A 15,646-nucleotide genomic window follows, 5' to 3' on the forward strand; every position below is an offset into this window, starting at 1 on the left:
GTTTAAGTAGAATAATTAAATAAAAAATTACAATTTTTTTATAAACTATTTATAAAGTAAATCATTTTTTACTTTAAGATAGACCTCTTCGCCAAGCAAATTTTTCACTATAAAAAGTGCAAATTCCATAGAAAAAGCAGGTCCCTTGCCAGTGATGATATTTTGATCTTTTAGCACGTTTTTATCGCTCACGTAGCCTCTTTTGTCACTTCTTACATTCTCTTCAAAGCCAGGATAGCAAACAAAATGCTCTTTAAGCACACGAGCTCGCTCAAGCACCATAGGAGCGGCACAAATGGCACAAATTAGCTTACCCTCTTTATCAAATTTTTGCAAAATTTCTCTTAGTTTGGCGTCATTTGCAAGATTTTCTGCGCCAGGCAGACCCCCTGGAAGCACGATCGCATCATAGCCTAGCTCCTCCACCTCACGAAGTGTAACATCAGCTTTTACATTTATATTGTGAGCACCCCTGATCTGCGCGTCTTTTAAGCTAGCGATAGATGCTATCGCGCCTGCTCTGCGTAAAACATCGACGGAGGTTAGCGCCTCGATCTCCTCAAAACCATCAGCTAGGATTACGGCTACCTTTTTCATAAAATCGTCCTTTCTCATGTTATCTGTTCGTTAGGATAAATTTTATATAATCAAAGCTTATTTCACAAGAAAGGACAGAGCATGCAAGTAAAAATTATTTACTGCAACTCTTGAAACTATCGTCCGGTAGCTTCTCGTGTAGAAGATGAAATAAAAGCGAACTTTAGTGATGCAAGAGTCGAGTTGGTTGTAGGAGATGGTGGAAATTTCATCGTCGAGGTTGATGGAAACGTTATCTTTTCTAAAAAGGATCGCATCGGAAACGATGAGTCAAGGTTCCCACACGGCGAAGAGATCACAACTCTTATAAACAAGTATCTCAAAGAAAAGTCGGCTTAATGCTAACTAGCGGGGCAGGTGACTGCCTCGTTCTTCCATCAAATTTACTCTTTAAAATTTATCTCATCTTTTTTAGAACTTACAATCCAAAAAACGCTTCTAAATAAATATTTTCTTATAAATTTAAAAATTTTTGATTATCTTTTGTAAATTTTTTATATTTTCTTTGATGTTACCATCTTTGTAGATCGCTGAGATGACGGCGATGAGATCGGGTTTGGCAAGAGAGAGTGAACCGATATTTGTCTCATTTATGCCGCCGATCACGCAAATAGGTAGGTTTAAAATTTGCTTTGCTTCTTTAACTACTTCAAGGTCACATTTTGGGGCATTTGGCTTTGTGGGGCTTGTAAAAACAGAGCCAAAAGCAACGTAGCTAGCCCCGTTTTTAGCGGCATTTATAGCTAAGCTTATATCGCCATAGCAACTAACGCCAACATATGCGTTCTTGCCTAAAATCTCAAATGCCTCCTTTATGCCCTCGTCCTCTTTGCCTAGATGAACGGCGTTGGCGCCTATCTTTTTAGCAAATTTGACATCGTCATTTACGATAAATTTCGTGCCAAATTTCTCACATAAATTTAAAATTTCACTTGCAAGCTTCTCGTTTTTGACCACTTTTTTTGACCTAAACTGAAAAAATTTAACCCCGCACTCCAAAATTTCTCTAGTGTACTCCAGAGCCAAATTTTCAGGCATTAGCAAGTCGTCACTGATAGCGTAAATTTCAGCCATTAATCCCCGCTTTATGATCTATAAGTCTTGAGCCAAATTTACTTTTATGAGCATTTTTTATCCCATTTGCCACAAATTTTTTAGCCATTTTTATGGCACTTACTAGATCACTTTGTTGCGCTAAAATGGCCGCTAGCGAGCTTGAGAAGCTACAACCAGCGCCGTGCATCACTCTAGGTTCAAAAAGCTCCTCGCTAAATTTCACCACTTCGCCACCTTTTAGATAGAGCGTATCCTCGCAAATTTCACCAACCTTTGTTCTCTTTAGCACCATATCGCAAGGCAAATTTGCAAAACTAATTCCCAAAATCCTAGCCTCATCTACATTTGGCGTGGCGACACTTGCGAGCTTTAAAAGCTCTTTTAATGCTTCGATCGCTGCGTCTTCAAGCAGTTTTGAACCTGACTTTGCCACGCAAACTGGGTCTATGATAACTGGCACATTTTTAGCTCTTAACTCCTTTAAAAACGCGCTTACAACGGCTATTATCTCCTCATTAAAGAGCATGCCAACCTTCACAGCGTCTATATCAAGCTCAGCTAGCACCATCTCAAACTGAGCTTTCACCATCTTTGCTGGCATCGCAAGCACGCTGCTAACGCCATTTGTATTTTGCGCGGTCACGGCTGTGATGACGCTTGCGCTAAAGCAGCCAAATGCCTCGCAGCTTTTTATATCCGCCTGCACTCCTGCACCGCCGACGCTGTCGCTTCCCGCAACTATCAAAACATTTTTCTTACTCACCTACACACCCACTTATCTCTTTTACGTCAAAAGGGTCTTTGACCTGCCACGAAAGTGCGTATTTCTCGATACTTTTCTTGATCGCACTCACCAAATAATCAATATCCTCAAAGGTATGCGTATAGTGCAGGCTAACTCTCACCCAGCCTGGCTTGTGGGTGAAGCTTGGATCCTCTTTTAGCCCTAAAAGATCGTGTCCGTATGAGCCTGCGCACGAGCAGCCAGCACGTGTTTGTATGCCATACTCTTTGCTTAAAATTTTTGAAAGCTCGTATGGAGCTACGTTTTTTACATTAAATGAAAATATCGCAAGGCGCTTTAAATTTACCGGGCAGTAGCTAACTAGCTCTGGAATTTCTCTTAACCTTTGACAAAAGTATTCGCTAAGCTCGCTCTCATTTTCGTAGATAGTCGCAAGCCCTATCTCTTCTCTTAGCTTGTAAGCTAAATTTGCCCGTATAAGCCCCAAAATAGGCGGTGTGCCAGCCTCTTCAAGTGCTTCTTGATCCTTTAAAAATATATGGTAGTTTTTACTCACATAGCTTACCGTGCCACCACCTGCAAAGCTTGGCACATCGTCATTTGCTAGCACTTTTTTGATTGCCAGTAGCCCACAACTGCCAACTCCGCCAAGAAGCTTGTGCGGCGAGATAAAGAGCGCGTCAAAGTAGTCGCAGTCTAAATTTGCATAGGCGCTAAGGCTCGCCACGTCAAATGCCACGATGCCGCCAAATTTCTTAACAAGCGTGTAAATTTGCTTGTAGTCGCTTATGACGCCTGTGACGTTTGAGGCTGCGCTAAAGCTAGCGATGATCTCACGCCCTGCGTTTATCTTTAAAATTTGCTCCAAGTGAGATAGGTCGATGCTGCCGTCTTTTGCAAGCCTTATGCGCTCAACCTCGCAAAGCGCCTCTTTAAAGCTGATCTCGTTTGAGTGGTGCTCATAAGGGCCAAGGATGACTAGCGGCGAGTCGTTGTTTGGCTTTAGATCAAACCTTCTTTTAGCAGCTGGAGGCACGTAAAGCCCCAAAAGCTCTTGAAATTTCTTGATCGCACCAGTGGCGCCGTATCCTGTGGCTATGAGATAAAAACTATCATCAAGCCCAAGCGCGCGCTTTAGCTCGCTTCTAGCGCTATCATACAAAAGCTGCGTTTTATAGGCATTTGAGGATGTTAGCGAGTGGGTGTTGGCGTAGGTTTTTAAGATATCAGCGACCTCGTCCTCGATAGGCTTATAAGCAAGCCCAGAGGCGGTGTAGTCGAAGTAATGTATCCCTTTTTTTAAAATAATATCTCTTCTAATGTGCTCTAAATTTACCAACTTTAGCCTTTTAGTTTTTGCGTGATTATAATTAAAATTTTCTAAAAATATGCTACAATCCGCCACACAAAGGATACGAAATTTTAGCCATAAAATCGACATTTGAGCGGATGAAGCACCTTGGTATTGCTGAAGTTATAAAATTTCATCTTGTTTTTGATGACTTTTTATTAAAAGGCTCATACTACGATGTTTTTGAGGCGATTAGGGCTGAAATTTTAGATGATTATAAAAATTTGATGGCTAGGTTTTACTTTGACGAGGATAGCGACGAGGCCATTAAAATGGCTCTCATTAAGCTTGCTAGAAGCGACAGAAAGAAATTTAGCGTAAATAAAATTTTGCCCCAAAGCATGACAAATAGGGTCTATGCAAAGCTTTTTAGCAAGGATTTTTTAGTGCTTGAAAAGAGCCAAGAAAAGCCACGAGTAAAAAATAAACGCCAAATTTTAAAAAAGAGCGAGCGAGCTTATAAGATAGAGGATAAAATTCATTTTAACAGCCATTTTTCAAGGTTTTGGTTTAGATTTATCGAGCCAAATTTAAGCCTTTTAAAAGAGGGCAAAAGTGAAGAAATTTTAGAGCTTATAAGAAGAGAATTTGACGAGTACGCAAGCCTTGGCTTTGAGCTTTTAAGCGGCGAGCTAATGGCTAAAAAGCTTGGGCTTGATGGCATTTTATTAAGTTCATTTTGGAGCAAAAATATAGAGCTAGACATGCTTTTTAGCATAAATGGCAAGATAATCGTTGGCGAAGCAAAATACAAAGAGCGAAAAATTTGCAAAAATGTCTTAAATTTAGTCCTTCACAAGTGCGAAAGGCTAGGCATAAAGCCTGATATCATCGCACTTTTTTCAAAAAGTGGCTTTAGCAACGAGCTTTTGGGCTTAAAAGATGAGCGGCTTAGGCTTTATGAGATAAAAGATTATGAGGAGTTGCTGTGAGTGATATCGATATACAAAATGGCCTAAAAAGCCTGATAGAGCAGACCTATCTGATAGAGCGTGAGTATAAAAATTTGACCGCTTCTTATATGAGCTTGCAAGGTTTTATAAAAGATATCGTGGAAATTTTGCCAAATGCCATTTGGGTGCTTGATCAAAATGATGAAATTTTCTTGCAAAACTCAGAGGCACAAAAGCTTGGCAAAGCGCTAAATTTCATCCCAAAAGATGAGGGCGAGCTAAACTTTGGCTCGCAAATTTATCTTGTAAAAAAGGTGGTCAAAGACGATAAAAAGATCATCTCAGCCACTGACATAACGCAGGAAAAACGCACCGAGCGCCTAGCCTCGATGGGTCAAGTAGCAGCGCACCTAGCTCACGAGATAAGAAACCCAATAGGCTCTATCTCGCTTTTAAATTCCACGCTTTTAAAAAGGGCTGAGCCAAAAATTTTGCCTATCGTCGAGCAGATACAAAAGGGAATCTGGCGGGTTGAGCGCATCATCAAAGCCACACTTCTTTTTACAAAAGGGCTTAGCATCACGCCAAAGGAATTTAACTTTTTAGATATCAAAAGCGAGTGCGAGGAGGCGCTTAAATTTTATGAGTATTCAAAAGATATAACTTTTGAGCTAAATTTCCCTGACGCCTTTTATTGTGGCGACTTTGACCTCATCGCGATGGTCTTTCAAAACATTTTATTTAACGCCATAGACGCCATCGAAGAGGACGAAAACGACGAAGGTGTGGTGAGACTAAGCTACGAAAAGACGCCAAATGAACATAAATTTATAGTCTATGACAGCGGTGTCTCTATAAAAAATGAAAACATCGTCTTTGAGCCATTTAAGACGAGCAAACTAAAGGGCAATGGCCTAGGACTGCACCTTTGTCTGCAGATAATAGAAGCGCACAAGGGCAGCATAGAGATAACCCTTGAGCCAAAGACATTTTGTATAAATTTACCTATAAAGGAGAAGTGATGAGTGAAATTTTAGATGAGCTAAATGCGTGGCAAAATGGCCTAAAGGCGCTTAAATTTAGTGAAATTTTTAAAAATGGCAGCGAAAAAGTGGCCTTTATAAGCGTTGATATGATAAATGGCTTTTGCTCTGAAGGCGCACTAGCTAGTAAGCGTGTGGGCGAGCTAGCAAGCCATATAGCAGATACTTTTAAGATCGCAAGAGAGAAATTTGACCTTAAAAACTACATCCTCATACAAGATGCTCACGAGCCAAATTCTGCTGAGTTTGCGAGCTTTCCAGCACATGCTTTAAAGGGTGATACGCAGGCAGAGGCAGTTGATGAGCTACGAAATTTAGACTTTTTTAGCGAGATGAAGACCTTTTATAAAAACTCACTTAGCATTGCTTATTCGCAGGAGTTTAATAAATTTATAAGTAAATTTGAAAGCTTTGTCATCATGGGCGACTGCACCGATATGTGCATCTATCAGCTTGTCTCTCACCTAAGACTTAGCGCAAATGAGCAAAATTTAAAAAGAGAGATCATCGTGCCAGCAAATTTGGTGCAAACTTACGATGCGCCAGGGCATAGTGGTGATTTTTACCAAACTGTGTTTTTGCATCACATGCAAATGGCACTGAATGCACGTGTGGTTAAAGAGCTAAAAATTTAGCCATATATTTACATTAAAAACAATTATCAAATTATAAAATTTAGCGCTTATCTATCGTATTAATATGATTAATAACTCAGATTTGCGCTATTTTTAGATCAATTTTTTCAAATTTATTTTCTGAATAAAATATTTTTAGGTTACATTTTTACAATATATTTGACATTAACTATCAATATAGTTATAATTACGCTCAAATTTTAAAATAAGAGGCATTATGGAACTTTTAAAACACAACATTGACTATATAATCATCGGTATTTTGGGCGTTATGAGCTTTTTTGTACTTTGGTATACGATCGAGCGTATCATTTTTTACTCACGCGTCGATATAAATAGCTACAAAAGCATCGAAGAGCTTGATGAGGCGCTGACAAAAAATTTAACCACGCTTTACATCATCTATTCAAATGCCCCATATATCGGACTTCTTGGCACGGTTGCTGGCATCATGATCACATTTTATGACATGGGTATGGCAGGTGGCATCGATACAAAAAGTATCATGATCGGCCTATCTTTAGCTCTAAAAGCGACGGCATTTGGCCTACTTGTGGCGATACCAACGCTTATGATCTACAACGGTTTTGTTAGAAAAGTCGATGTCATGATAAATAGATACAAGGCCGAAAATGCGTCTAAATAAAAAAGATGGGCTAAATATCGTCCCATTTATCGATATCATGCTCGTTTTGCTAGCCATCGTGCTAAGCATCTCGACCTTTATCGCTCAGGGCAAGATCGCAGTCGATCTACCAAGCGCCAAAAGCGCACAGCAGGATAAAGAGGATGAGAAAAAAGTGAGTGTCGTTATCGATAAAGATAATAAATTTTTCATAGATGATGTGGAAATTTCAGAAGATGATCTAAAAGATAAGCTAAATGCTGTGGATATAAAAACCTTAATCGAACTAAAAAGCGACAAAAACGCTAAATTTGACAGCTTTGTCAAAGTAATTGATATCTTAAAAGAAAAAGGTCATGAAAACTTTGCAATCCAAACAATCTCTGAGTAAAATTTCAAACTATAGTGGCCTAGCGGTTTCAGCAATAGTGCATGTAGCGGCGGCTTATTTCTTGCTTTCACATAATTTTAGTGAGATAAAGATAGGCGAGCAAAAACCTATAAAAATAGCTCTAAATTCATTCACTCCAGTACCGCAAACTACGGCTCCGCAGATAAGCGAACAAGTGATGATACCTGAGCCAACACCACCAGCTCCACCACCACCGCCCCAGCCACCAAAACCAGAGCCCAAGCCCGAACCAAAGGTCAAGCCAAAGCCACTACCAAAACCAGAGCCTAAAAAGATAGAAAAGCCTAAACCTGAGCCAAAAAAGGTGGAGAAAAAGCCACTGCCAAAGCCTGAGCCTCGCCCTGAACCTAAAATCGAGCCAAAGGTGGAGCCAAAACCTGCTATCACTGCGCCAGCTCCTACCGCGACCCCAGCACCTGTTGTAAATACAAATTTACCAGCAAATAACAAGTCTATCGCTTCAGCTCCCGCTCAAAAAGTGGCACAAGAGCTAAATTTATCAAACGCACAAAGCGATGAGGACTTTAGCAAGGTCATAGCAGCTGTGAAAAAGCATAAAAGCTACCCAAACAACGCTAGGAGGATGAAGCATCAAGGCGTTGTTGAAGTTAGATTTTTGCTTAAAACGGATGGCAGCATAGACGAGCTAAAGGTTACTAAAAGCTCTGGCTTTGAGTCGCTTGACAACGGTGCTTTAGAAAATGTCAAAAAAGCAAGCTCTGAGTTTCCAAAGCCAAAAGAAGCTCGCTATCTTCGCTTTCCTATAGCATTTACATTAAGATAAATTTTAAGCTCATTTGAGCTTAAAATTTCTTAGATCAAGTGTTTAGATCAGGATAGTCCCAGCAGTTAAACTCAGCGCTCAAGTCGTCATTTTCCTGCCCTTTGCAGCATAGCCACTCAAGCCCTGCTCGCCTCTCCATAACGACCTCTTCGTCAAGTCCAGCCGACTTTGTGCCATTTACTCTTGCATTTACACACGCCCAGTGGTAGCGATAAACTAGATCGAGCTTACTTAAAATTTCATCCATACTGCGAAGCTTTGAGCGGCTTTTTAGCCCGCCCTCTTTAAATACATTCATCACAAACTCGCAGTCGCAAATTTTATCCATCTGGCCGATATCTTCGGCTATACCAAGCGCCCAAAGCAAGATCCAAAGCGACTCATATTTCCAGCCCATATTCACAGCCGTGTCCATATCGGCCCTGTCCTCAACGACCTCTTTTTCTTTTACGCTTAGTCCCTCGTAGGCATCACCCAAAAAGCTCTTTGCCCACGCCATATTTTCTTCGCCCAAAGAGCCCTCGTCACGGATCGTGCAAGCACACATGATCGCTGTAAATGAGCAAACTGCGCGCCTTACTATCTCGTCAATATCTCTTGGTGTAACCTCACTATTTTCATAGCGAAGCGGCAAGCTCTCAAGCACCGCCACGCCCTCTTTTTTTAAAATTTTTATGTTCTCATCTTTTCTTTGTTGTGCTGTTTTTGGCATATCCGCACCTCCTTTAAAAATATCAAACACTCCCATTTCCTACCCAAAAAACTCGGCGTTAAATTTCTCTTCGTCGAAATTTTTGCCCAAAAATTTACAAATTTCCTCCATATCAGCTCTCGCCGTCTCAAAACAGCTAGTAGCCCCTGGGCTTGGCGTCATGTTAAAGCTTATGCCCTCGCCTGTGCTGATCTTGCCCTCGCCAAGCTCTAGCCTTTTTTTATTGCGGTCGATCACCTGTGGCCTTACGCCACCAAAATTTACAGCGTAGCTTAGGTCATTTTCGCTTAGACTTGGCACGATCTTTCTAGCGTCTTTAACAAATTCTTTTTTGTTGATAAATGGCACTTCAAATAAGAAATTTCTTAGTATATAGGACCTTATGTCCTCGTCTTTTAGTAAATTTGTAAAGACTTCAAGGACGTTTTTGTCAAATTTTAAGCACTTTAAGAAGTCAAAAAAGCTAGAACAGCCGTGAAATCTCTCAAGCTTTGGTATGACAAGGGCAGTTGGGCCAAAGCGAGTGTTGCCATTAGCTAGGATATCTGGATCGCCGTGAAGTGCAGCAAATGGTAGCTTGTCGTTTTGCACCATATAGACTTTGCCGTTTAGCAGGCGCTTGTTAGCAAAGTAAAAGCTTCCAGCAACTGGTAGCGTGCTAAGATGTAGCCCGTAACCCATCTTGTGAGCTAAAAATAGCGAGTGCGCACCAGCATCGACTACGACGTAGTTTGCAGTGATCACTTCGCCCTCATTTATCTTGATGTGAAAGGTATCACCCACCTTTTTCATATCGGTCACTTCTGAGCTTAGGCTGATCTCATAGCCATCTCCGCCTAAATTTAGCGCATTTTGCACGAGCGAATTTGCCACGCCACCAAAGTCCATAGTCGTATACTGGCCATTTTGCGCGCCTATTGCGATGATATTTTCTGGGCGCTCATTGCCATTTGCGTCAAAAACGACGTTTGGCTCGATCTGCTTTAACTTCTCTTTGTCATAAATTTCAAGATAAGCAAACAGCTCTTTAAAGCTCTCATATCGCTCCTTGATGCGCTCTACTTCGGCATCTCCGATGGCTAGCGTCATCTTTTGATGAGCAAACATATATTTGCCCTCTAGGTTGTATTTTAGGGCATATTTTACTGGCATATTTGCCACTTGTGAGACCTTTTTTGCCTTTTCTAGCGTGTAGTTTGTCTCGATATCGCCGCAGTGGATGGTCTGTGAGTTGCCCTTGCCGCTTGAATTTAGCGTCGCTACGCCGTCATATTTTTCTAAAAGCGCGACCTTTTTTATATCGCTAAATGCAGCCAACTCGTAAAAGAGTGCCGTCCCGCTAATGCCCGCTCCAACAATTGCCACTTCAAAGTGCTTTTGCCTCATTTTCTCCCCTGAAAGTTTAGTCGCACAAATGATACTATATTAAATTTAAATCAAACAGCAAAAAGCGGGGCATGAAAAATAGGCTGTGTAAAAGTGAAATTTGGCAAGGCTCTCACCTTGCCATAAATTTAAAATTTATAAGAGACGTTTACTTTGAAATTTCTACCTGGCTCCCAGTCTATGTAATTTTGATTACCTGTATAGTCAGCCGTTCTTTGAGACTGCGAAGCGTATGCTTTGTTAAAGAGATTGTAAATTCCAGCATTTATCTCTAGCCCTTTAAATTTACCGCTGCTTGGCGCATATGTAGCGTAGATGTCGCTAACTGCATAGCTTGGTATCTTGACATTTTCATTATCGCCAGCTGATATGGTGTTTTTTGAGGCAAAGTAGATTAGGTTGTAGCCTATTAGCGTATCGATCCTTGAAAATGCGTACTCTGCGTTAAATGTATATTTATCACCCTGATCGCGGTAGCCGATAATGTTTGAGGTGTAGTAGCTGCCATTTGGTTTTGCAACTCTATCTTTATATTTTACCTTTTGGTGAGTATAGCTAGCAGCTAGGCTTAGTGCGTCTAAATTTAGCCTTGCAAGTAGCTCAACGCCGCTTATATCAGCCCCACCAGCGTTTATCCTGACTAGAGTTTGATTTACACCACCACCTGCTGCGTTGTTATCGACTATTAAATTTTTATATTTTGTCATGAAGTATTTTGCAGATAAGCTATATGAGCTGGCTTCGCTTATGTCGCCATGGTATTTAAGACCAGTTTCGTAGCTGTTGCCAGTGGTCGCTTTTAGGTCTTTATTTGCCGCCCAGTTTAAAGCCCTGCCCCTACTACTTCCACTTGCCATCATCGACTCCATGACGTCAGGTCCTCTAAAGACCCTCGCATAGCTTGCAAACGCGTTAAGACCTTTAATGATCTCATAATCAAGCGCAAGCGCTGGGGTAAATTCGTTAAATTTATATGTGTAGCTCTTTACATTTCCAGCTCTGCCGTCGTAGCTTTTTAGCTCATGGTGAGTATATCTGATACCTGGAGTGATAGTTAGCGAGCTAAAATTTAGCGCATCTTCTGCGTAGATAGAGTAGTTATTTACCTTTTCTGGGTAGTGATTATCTGGTTTGTTGAAATTTTTACTTTGGTAAAACTCAGCGCCATATCTAAAAGTCTGCGTCAAAGCGCCGGTCTCGACTACGCTTTTAGCCTTTGCATTTATACCATTTGTCTTTACACCCAAAATTTTTAAGACTGGGTCATCTTTTTTGTGCTCGGTATTGTATGCCGTTACCTCTAAATTTAAAAGATCGCTAGGCTTATACTCGTATTTTAGCGTTGTAGTATCACGTTCATATTTTCGGTTATCAACAGGATATTGACCAGTATACCAGCTGCCAAACTCAGCTCTCATTGGATACATGCCTTTAAATTCATTATGTTCTCTTGAGATAGAAATTCTATGCGCATCAAGGAAGCTATAACCAAGCTTTAAAAGATAGCTAAGGTCGTTGCCGTCGCCGCCTATCTTTCTTTTGTTGCCGCTTTTGCCGTAGTCGTAGCCCTTGTGATTAATAGCTGCTATAAAATCAAGCCCTTCAAGGCGACTGAGCCACCAAGCGCGCCAGAGCCATTTACGACTGACCTTGAGCCAACCTCGACGTATATTGCCTTTATGAGATCAGGATCGATCAGCAAGTCGGCGTTATGGTGAAAAGTATTTCCATTTTGTTTCGCGCCATCTATCGTGATATTTAGGCCGCGATCACTTACGCCTCTCATGTAAATTTTTTGATTCATACCGTTTGTGCCGCCCACATAGACGCCAGGGATGTCCCTCATCACGTCTTTTGCTAGGCCAGCGTTTCTAGTTGAAATTTTGATATCATCAACGCCGTATCCACCGCTGCTACTTGTCACCTCAACACCGCTTAGCACGCTCTCGTCTGCTGCGTTTGCACAAACTGCCACGCTTGCTGCAAGAGAAAGCTTAAATAAGCCCTTAAACCTCATCTCTCCTCCTAGTTTGATTATTAAAATTACTATTTTAGTTTATAGTCTAATTTTGAAATTGAATATTATAATTTTAAATATAAATTTCAGGTAAAAATTTAAAATAAATGCGATTTTATAGCTATGAAAATATAAATTTATATTTGTTGTGTAGAAAAATAGTAAGTAAATTTTAGTGATTTTGTTTAAGAAAAGTGAAATTTGGCAAGGCTCTCACCTTGCCAAGAAATTTAATATGCCCTTTTATAGGCGTTTTCTATTTTGTCATTTTCGCCAAATTCTTTCATAGCGCCAAAAGCAAAATATGGGTTGCGTAATAGCTCTCTGCCAAGCGCCACGCCGTCGCAAACATCACCTAGCAGTAACGCCTTGCACTCACTTGCCTTTGTGATGAGACCGACTGCAAAGACTGGGATTTTGACTGCATTTTTCACAGCTTTTGCGTAGCCAGCCTGATAAAGTGGTGTAAATTTAGGCGCGCTATCAACTTTTGCATAGACTCCGCCAGCTGAGACATGGATGAAGTCAGCTCCATTTTTCTCTAGTTCACGTGCGAGCTTCACGCTATCCTCTACGTCCCAGTCGCCCTTAAGCCAGCTACTTGCACTTATCCTAACACCAACTGTGATATTAGCGCCAGCTTTGATCTCTCTTAAAATTTCAAGCAGCAGCCTTATGCGGTTTTCAAAAGTGCCGCCGTATTCGTCACTTCGCTTATTTGTGCCAGTGCATAAAAATTGATTTATCAAATATCCATGCGCCGCGTGTATCTCCACAGCCTCGTATCCTGCGCTCTTTGCCCTAATGGCCGCCTCCACAAAGCTTTGCTTAATGCTTGCGATATCTCCAGCGCTCATCTCTTTTGGTGTGGCGTAGTCCTCACTAAATTTGATAGCACTTGGTGCGATGATGCCCTCACAAGTGCCCTTTCTGCCTGCGTGAGCAAGCTGGACGGCCATTTTGGCGCCGTATTTACTGCAGCCTTTTACCAGCTCCGCGTGAGCCTCGATCCGCTCGTCACTCCAAAGCCCAAGGTCTTTTTTAGTGATCCTGCCGCGCGCCTCCACAGCCGTCGCCTCAACGATGATCATACCAACACCGCCGATCGCCCTCGTAGCGTAGTGGAGCTTGTGAAAGCACCTTGGACTGCCGTCCTCTTTTTTGACCTCATACATACACATCGGAGCCATGATAATGCGGTTTTTGATCTCGATGCCACCTATCTTAAGCGGCGTAAAAAGCTTGTTTTGCATGAAAAATTCCTTTAAATTTTTTGATTATTTTAGGATATTTGTTTAAATTCTTGGATTTATAAAGATTTGCGTTTTATGATCTTAAAAGTGTTTAGTAAATTTTAAAAATTGCAAATTTGTTTTGTCAAATCAAATGAGTGTCAAGTAAATTTTAAAATTTCATGAACGAGTAATTTCGGCTCTAAAATTTGAGCTAAGCTGTAAGCGAAGCCAAATTTTAGTAGTCAATTCTTGCGAGTGAATGGAATTTTAAAATTTGCAAAAATAGTTTTTAGAAATTTAAAGTTTTTATCAAAAGGGAGACAAGGGGACTCGAGTTACGAGGCCGTCCCCTTATCCCCCTTTTTAAATCCCCCAATCCCCCGCACGTTAGAGGTGGCATGCTTCGGCACTTCGCACCGCATGCGGTTTTGTTACAAAAACTCTATCAAATTTTAAAATTTCATGAACGAGTAATTTCGGCTCTAAAATTTGAGCTAAGCTACAAGCGAAGCCAAATTTTAGTAGTCAATTCTTGCGAGTGAGTGAAAGTTTTAAAATTTGCAAAGACTACTAAAATTTATCTATTTCTCCCCCTTAAACAAAGAAGCAAAATACTCATCAATATTAACGCCATCTTTTTTCATATCTTTTAGCCTTAGCCTTATGTCGGCGTCTTGCCAAAGAAGCGGTGGTAGCGCAAACATCACCTTATCAAGGCTAAAATTTCTTACATCATCTCGCCAGCCATCCCAGCGGTAAAGCTCGTAAAATTTAGATATATCCCCGCATAGCGCCCAGTATAAAAACTGCGAGTAGCCAAGCTTCGTATCTTCCCATTCGCCGCTATCTGGTGCATAGTAAAAGACGTTGCCAGCTTTGCCACCAAAGGCACCGCCATTTACCGCGAAAAATCCGCCCAAAACATCGTCCGCCACGAGCAAATAGCTAGGCATCTGACCTGCTTCGCTAAAGCTTTTGCCAAGGTTGAAGCTGTAAATTCCGCGCTTCATCTGCTCGCATCCTGAGCCAAGCAGGCGCAGCCAACCACCATCTATCACGATGCCGCCACACCCATAAACAAGCGCTCCCATCGGCGAGCGAGTAGTGACCTGAAGCCCTAAAAGCTCACTTTGCGCCATGCTCTCATCTCGAGGCAAAATTTCATAGTCGTTTTTGGCCTCTTTTAGCCACTCTTCGATCAGCGCCCAGCCTGGCTCATTTGTATCTATAAGCTCGTCTAAAGCTCTCATTTTCTGTCCTTGCGATAAATTTGGTGAAATTTAAAAGAAGAATTTGGCGAGTCGCCCCGCCAAAATTTATATCGGTAGATTATTTTGCATCCCAAGCTAGGATCGTGTTGCCCTCGGCGTCGGTAGCCACGTCACCCATGCCCATGATGTTGTAGCCGCAATCTACGTAATGAACTTCGCCTGTTACGCCGCTAGCTAGGTCGCTAAGCAGATACATAGCGCTGTTGCCGACGTCTTCAGTGGTGACGTTGCGTTTTAGCGGGCTATTTACTTCGTTGTAGCGTAAAATCATCCTAAAGTCGCCTATTCCGCTTGCGGCAAGCGTCTTGATAGGGCCTGCGCTGATCGCATTTACACGGATATTTTTAGCGCCAAGGTCGTGCGCTAGGTAGCGAACTGAGCTTTCAAGTGCTGCTTTTGCAACGCCCATGACGTTGTAGTGTGGCACAAATTTTGGTCCGCCAAGATATGTAAGAGTTAGCACCGAGCCGCCCTCTTTTAGCACCGGTAGGACCGCGCGAGTAAGGCTTAGTAGCGAATAAACACTAGTGCCCATCGCTATGTCAAATGCCTCTTTTGTCGTATTTACAAACTCGCCCTCAAGCGCCTCTTTTGGTGCGTAAGCCACTGCATGCACGACAAAATCGATCTCGCCAAGGTCTTTTTTGATTTGATTTGCAAGGCCGTCTAGGTGCGCTTGGTTATTTACGTCAAGCTCGTAGACAAATTTGCTACCAAACTCCTCAGCGATCGGCTCTACACGCTTTTTAAGAGCGTCGTTTAGGTATGTAAACGCCATCTGCGCACCTTGATCGTGACAAGCTTTTGCGATACCGTAAGCTATTGATTTAGCATTAGCAACGCCTACGATCAGACCTTTTTTACCTTTTAGTATCATCATTTCT

18 protein-coding genes are annotated in these 15,646 nt (G+C 41.7%); 7 read left to right on the plus strand and 11 right to left on the minus strand.

All coding sequences use genetic code 11. From position 1 onward, the window contains the following. Window positions 1-45: 45 nt before the first annotated feature. Window positions 46-597, minus strand: coding sequence for a DJ-1 family glyoxalase III (locus CVS91_RS06085; RefSeq protein WP_107791524.1), 552 nt, complete (start codon window positions 595-597; stop codon window positions 46-48). Between the two features lie 81 nt (window positions 598-678). On the opposite strand from CVS91_RS06085, the gene CVS91_RS06090 reads away from it, so the two are divergent. Continuing rightward, window positions 679-936 (plus strand): SelT/SelW/SelH family (seleno)protein, encoded by a 258-nt coding sequence (locus CVS91_RS06090; protein ID WP_257639680.1) that lies wholly within the window; start codon window positions 679-681, stop codon window positions 934-936. Between the two features lie 123 nt (window positions 937-1,059). Here CVS91_RS06090 and thiE read toward each other — a convergent pair whose 3' ends face one another. Genes thiE through CVS91_RS06105 form a run of 3 tightly spaced genes read right to left on the minus strand, consistent with a single transcriptional unit; the run spans window position 1,060 to window position 3,737 of the window. Beyond that, window positions 1,060-1,671, minus strand: a complete 612-nt coding sequence (gene thiE, locus CVS91_RS06095; protein ID WP_107831003.1) for a thiamine phosphate synthase — start codon at window positions 1,669-1,671, stop codon at window positions 1,060-1,062. Next, on the minus strand, window positions 1,664-2,416 hold the full coding sequence (thiD, locus tag CVS91_RS06100) for a bifunctional hydroxymethylpyrimidine kinase/phosphomethylpyrimidine kinase (RefSeq protein WP_107831005.1): 753 nt from the start codon (window positions 2,414-2,416) through the stop codon (window positions 1,664-1,666). The genes thiE and thiD overlap by 8 nt, the downstream gene beginning before the upstream one ends. After that, entirely contained in the window at window positions 2,409-3,737 is a 1,329-nt protein-coding gene (locus CVS91_RS06105) for an aminotransferase class V-fold PLP-dependent enzyme (protein WP_107831070.1), read from the minus strand. Before CVS91_RS06105 ends, thiD begins: the two co-directional genes overlap by 8 nt. Window positions 3,738-3,847: 110 nt before the next feature. Here CVS91_RS06105 and CVS91_RS06110 point away from each other — a divergent pair, with 110 nt between their 5' ends. The 6 genes from CVS91_RS06110 (at window position 3,848) to CVS91_RS06135 (ending at window position 8,141) form a co-directional block, all read left to right on the plus strand. After that, entirely contained in the window at window positions 3,848-4,681 is an 834-nt protein-coding gene (locus tag CVS91_RS06110; protein ID WP_107831007.1) for a DUF234 domain-containing protein, read from the plus strand. After that, on the plus strand, window positions 4,678-5,664 hold the full coding sequence (locus tag CVS91_RS06115) for a sensor histidine kinase (protein ID WP_107831009.1): 987 nt from the start codon (window positions 4,678-4,680) through the stop codon (window positions 5,662-5,664). The genes CVS91_RS06110 and CVS91_RS06115 overlap by 4 nt, the downstream gene beginning before the upstream one ends. After that, window positions 5,664-6,320 (plus strand): cysteine hydrolase family protein, encoded by a 657-nt coding sequence (locus tag CVS91_RS06120; protein ID WP_107831011.1) that lies wholly within the window; start codon window positions 5,664-5,666, stop codon window positions 6,318-6,320. The genes CVS91_RS06115 and CVS91_RS06120 overlap by 1 nt, the downstream gene beginning before the upstream one ends. Before the next feature lie 217 nt (window positions 6,321-6,537). Next, window positions 6,538-6,966 (plus strand): TonB-system energizer ExbB, encoded by a 429-nt coding sequence (exbB, locus tag CVS91_RS06125; RefSeq protein WP_002939864.1) that lies wholly within the window; start codon window positions 6,538-6,540, stop codon window positions 6,964-6,966. Further along, a complete protein-coding gene (gene exbD / locus CVS91_RS06130; protein ID WP_107831013.1) occupies window positions 6,953-7,336 on the plus strand; it encodes a TonB system transport protein ExbD in 384 nt (127 codons plus the stop codon). Before exbB ends, exbD begins: the two co-directional genes overlap by 14 nt. After that, entirely contained in the window at window positions 7,302-8,141 is an 840-nt protein-coding gene (locus tag CVS91_RS06135) for an energy transducer TonB (RefSeq protein ID WP_234409680.1), read from the plus strand. Before exbD ends, CVS91_RS06135 begins: the two co-directional genes overlap by 35 nt. Before the next feature lie 34 nt (window positions 8,142-8,175). On the opposite strand, the gene CVS91_RS06140 is transcribed toward CVS91_RS06135, so the two are convergent. The 7 genes from CVS91_RS06140 to fabI all read right to left on the minus strand — a co-directional run bounded on the left by CVS91_RS06140 (window position 8,176) and on the right by fabI (window position 15,639). Next, window positions 8,176-8,853, minus strand: coding sequence for a DUF4272 domain-containing protein (locus CVS91_RS06140; RefSeq protein WP_107831074.1), 678 nt, complete (start codon window positions 8,851-8,853; stop codon window positions 8,176-8,178). Window positions 8,854-8,892: 39 nt separating this feature from the next. After that, window positions 8,893-10,239, minus strand: a complete 1,347-nt coding sequence (locus CVS91_RS06145) for an FAD-dependent oxidoreductase (protein WP_107831015.1) — start codon at window positions 10,237-10,239, stop codon at window positions 8,893-8,895. Between the two features lie 128 nt (window positions 10,240-10,367). After that, window positions 10,368-11,657: a TonB-dependent receptor domain-containing protein gene (locus tag CVS91_RS06150; protein WP_234409681.1), complete on the minus strand. Its 1,290-nt coding sequence runs from the start codon at window positions 11,655-11,657 to the stop codon at window positions 10,368-10,370. 167 nt (window positions 11,658-11,824) lie between these two features. Further along, window positions 11,825-12,256 carry a TonB-dependent receptor plug domain-containing protein gene (locus tag CVS91_RS10500; RefSeq protein ID WP_234409682.1) on the minus strand — a complete coding sequence of 144 codons (432 nt, stop codon included), beginning with the start codon at window positions 12,254-12,256 and terminating at the stop codon, window positions 11,825-11,827. Window positions 12,257-12,486: 230 nt separating this feature from the next. Next, window positions 12,487-13,509, minus strand: a complete 1,023-nt coding sequence (locus CVS91_RS06155; RefSeq protein WP_107831017.1) for an NADH:flavin oxidoreductase/NADH oxidase — start codon at window positions 13,507-13,509, stop codon at window positions 12,487-12,489. Window positions 13,510-14,072: 563 nt separating this feature from the next. Further along, a complete protein-coding gene (locus CVS91_RS06160) occupies window positions 14,073-14,741 on the minus strand; it encodes a DUF2625 family protein (RefSeq protein ID WP_107831019.1) in 669 nt (222 codons plus the stop codon). Between the two features lie 79 nt (window positions 14,742-14,820). Then, window positions 14,821-15,639 (minus strand): enoyl-ACP reductase FabI, encoded by an 819-nt coding sequence (gene fabI / locus CVS91_RS06165; RefSeq protein ID WP_009294739.1) that lies wholly within the window; start codon window positions 15,637-15,639, stop codon window positions 14,821-14,823. Window positions 15,640-15,646 lie beyond the last annotated feature (7 nt).

Source organism: Campylobacter concisus (assembly GCF_003048985.1).
Lineage (GTDB): Bacteria > Campylobacterota > Campylobacteria > Campylobacterales > Campylobacteraceae > Campylobacter_A > Campylobacter_A concisus_AY.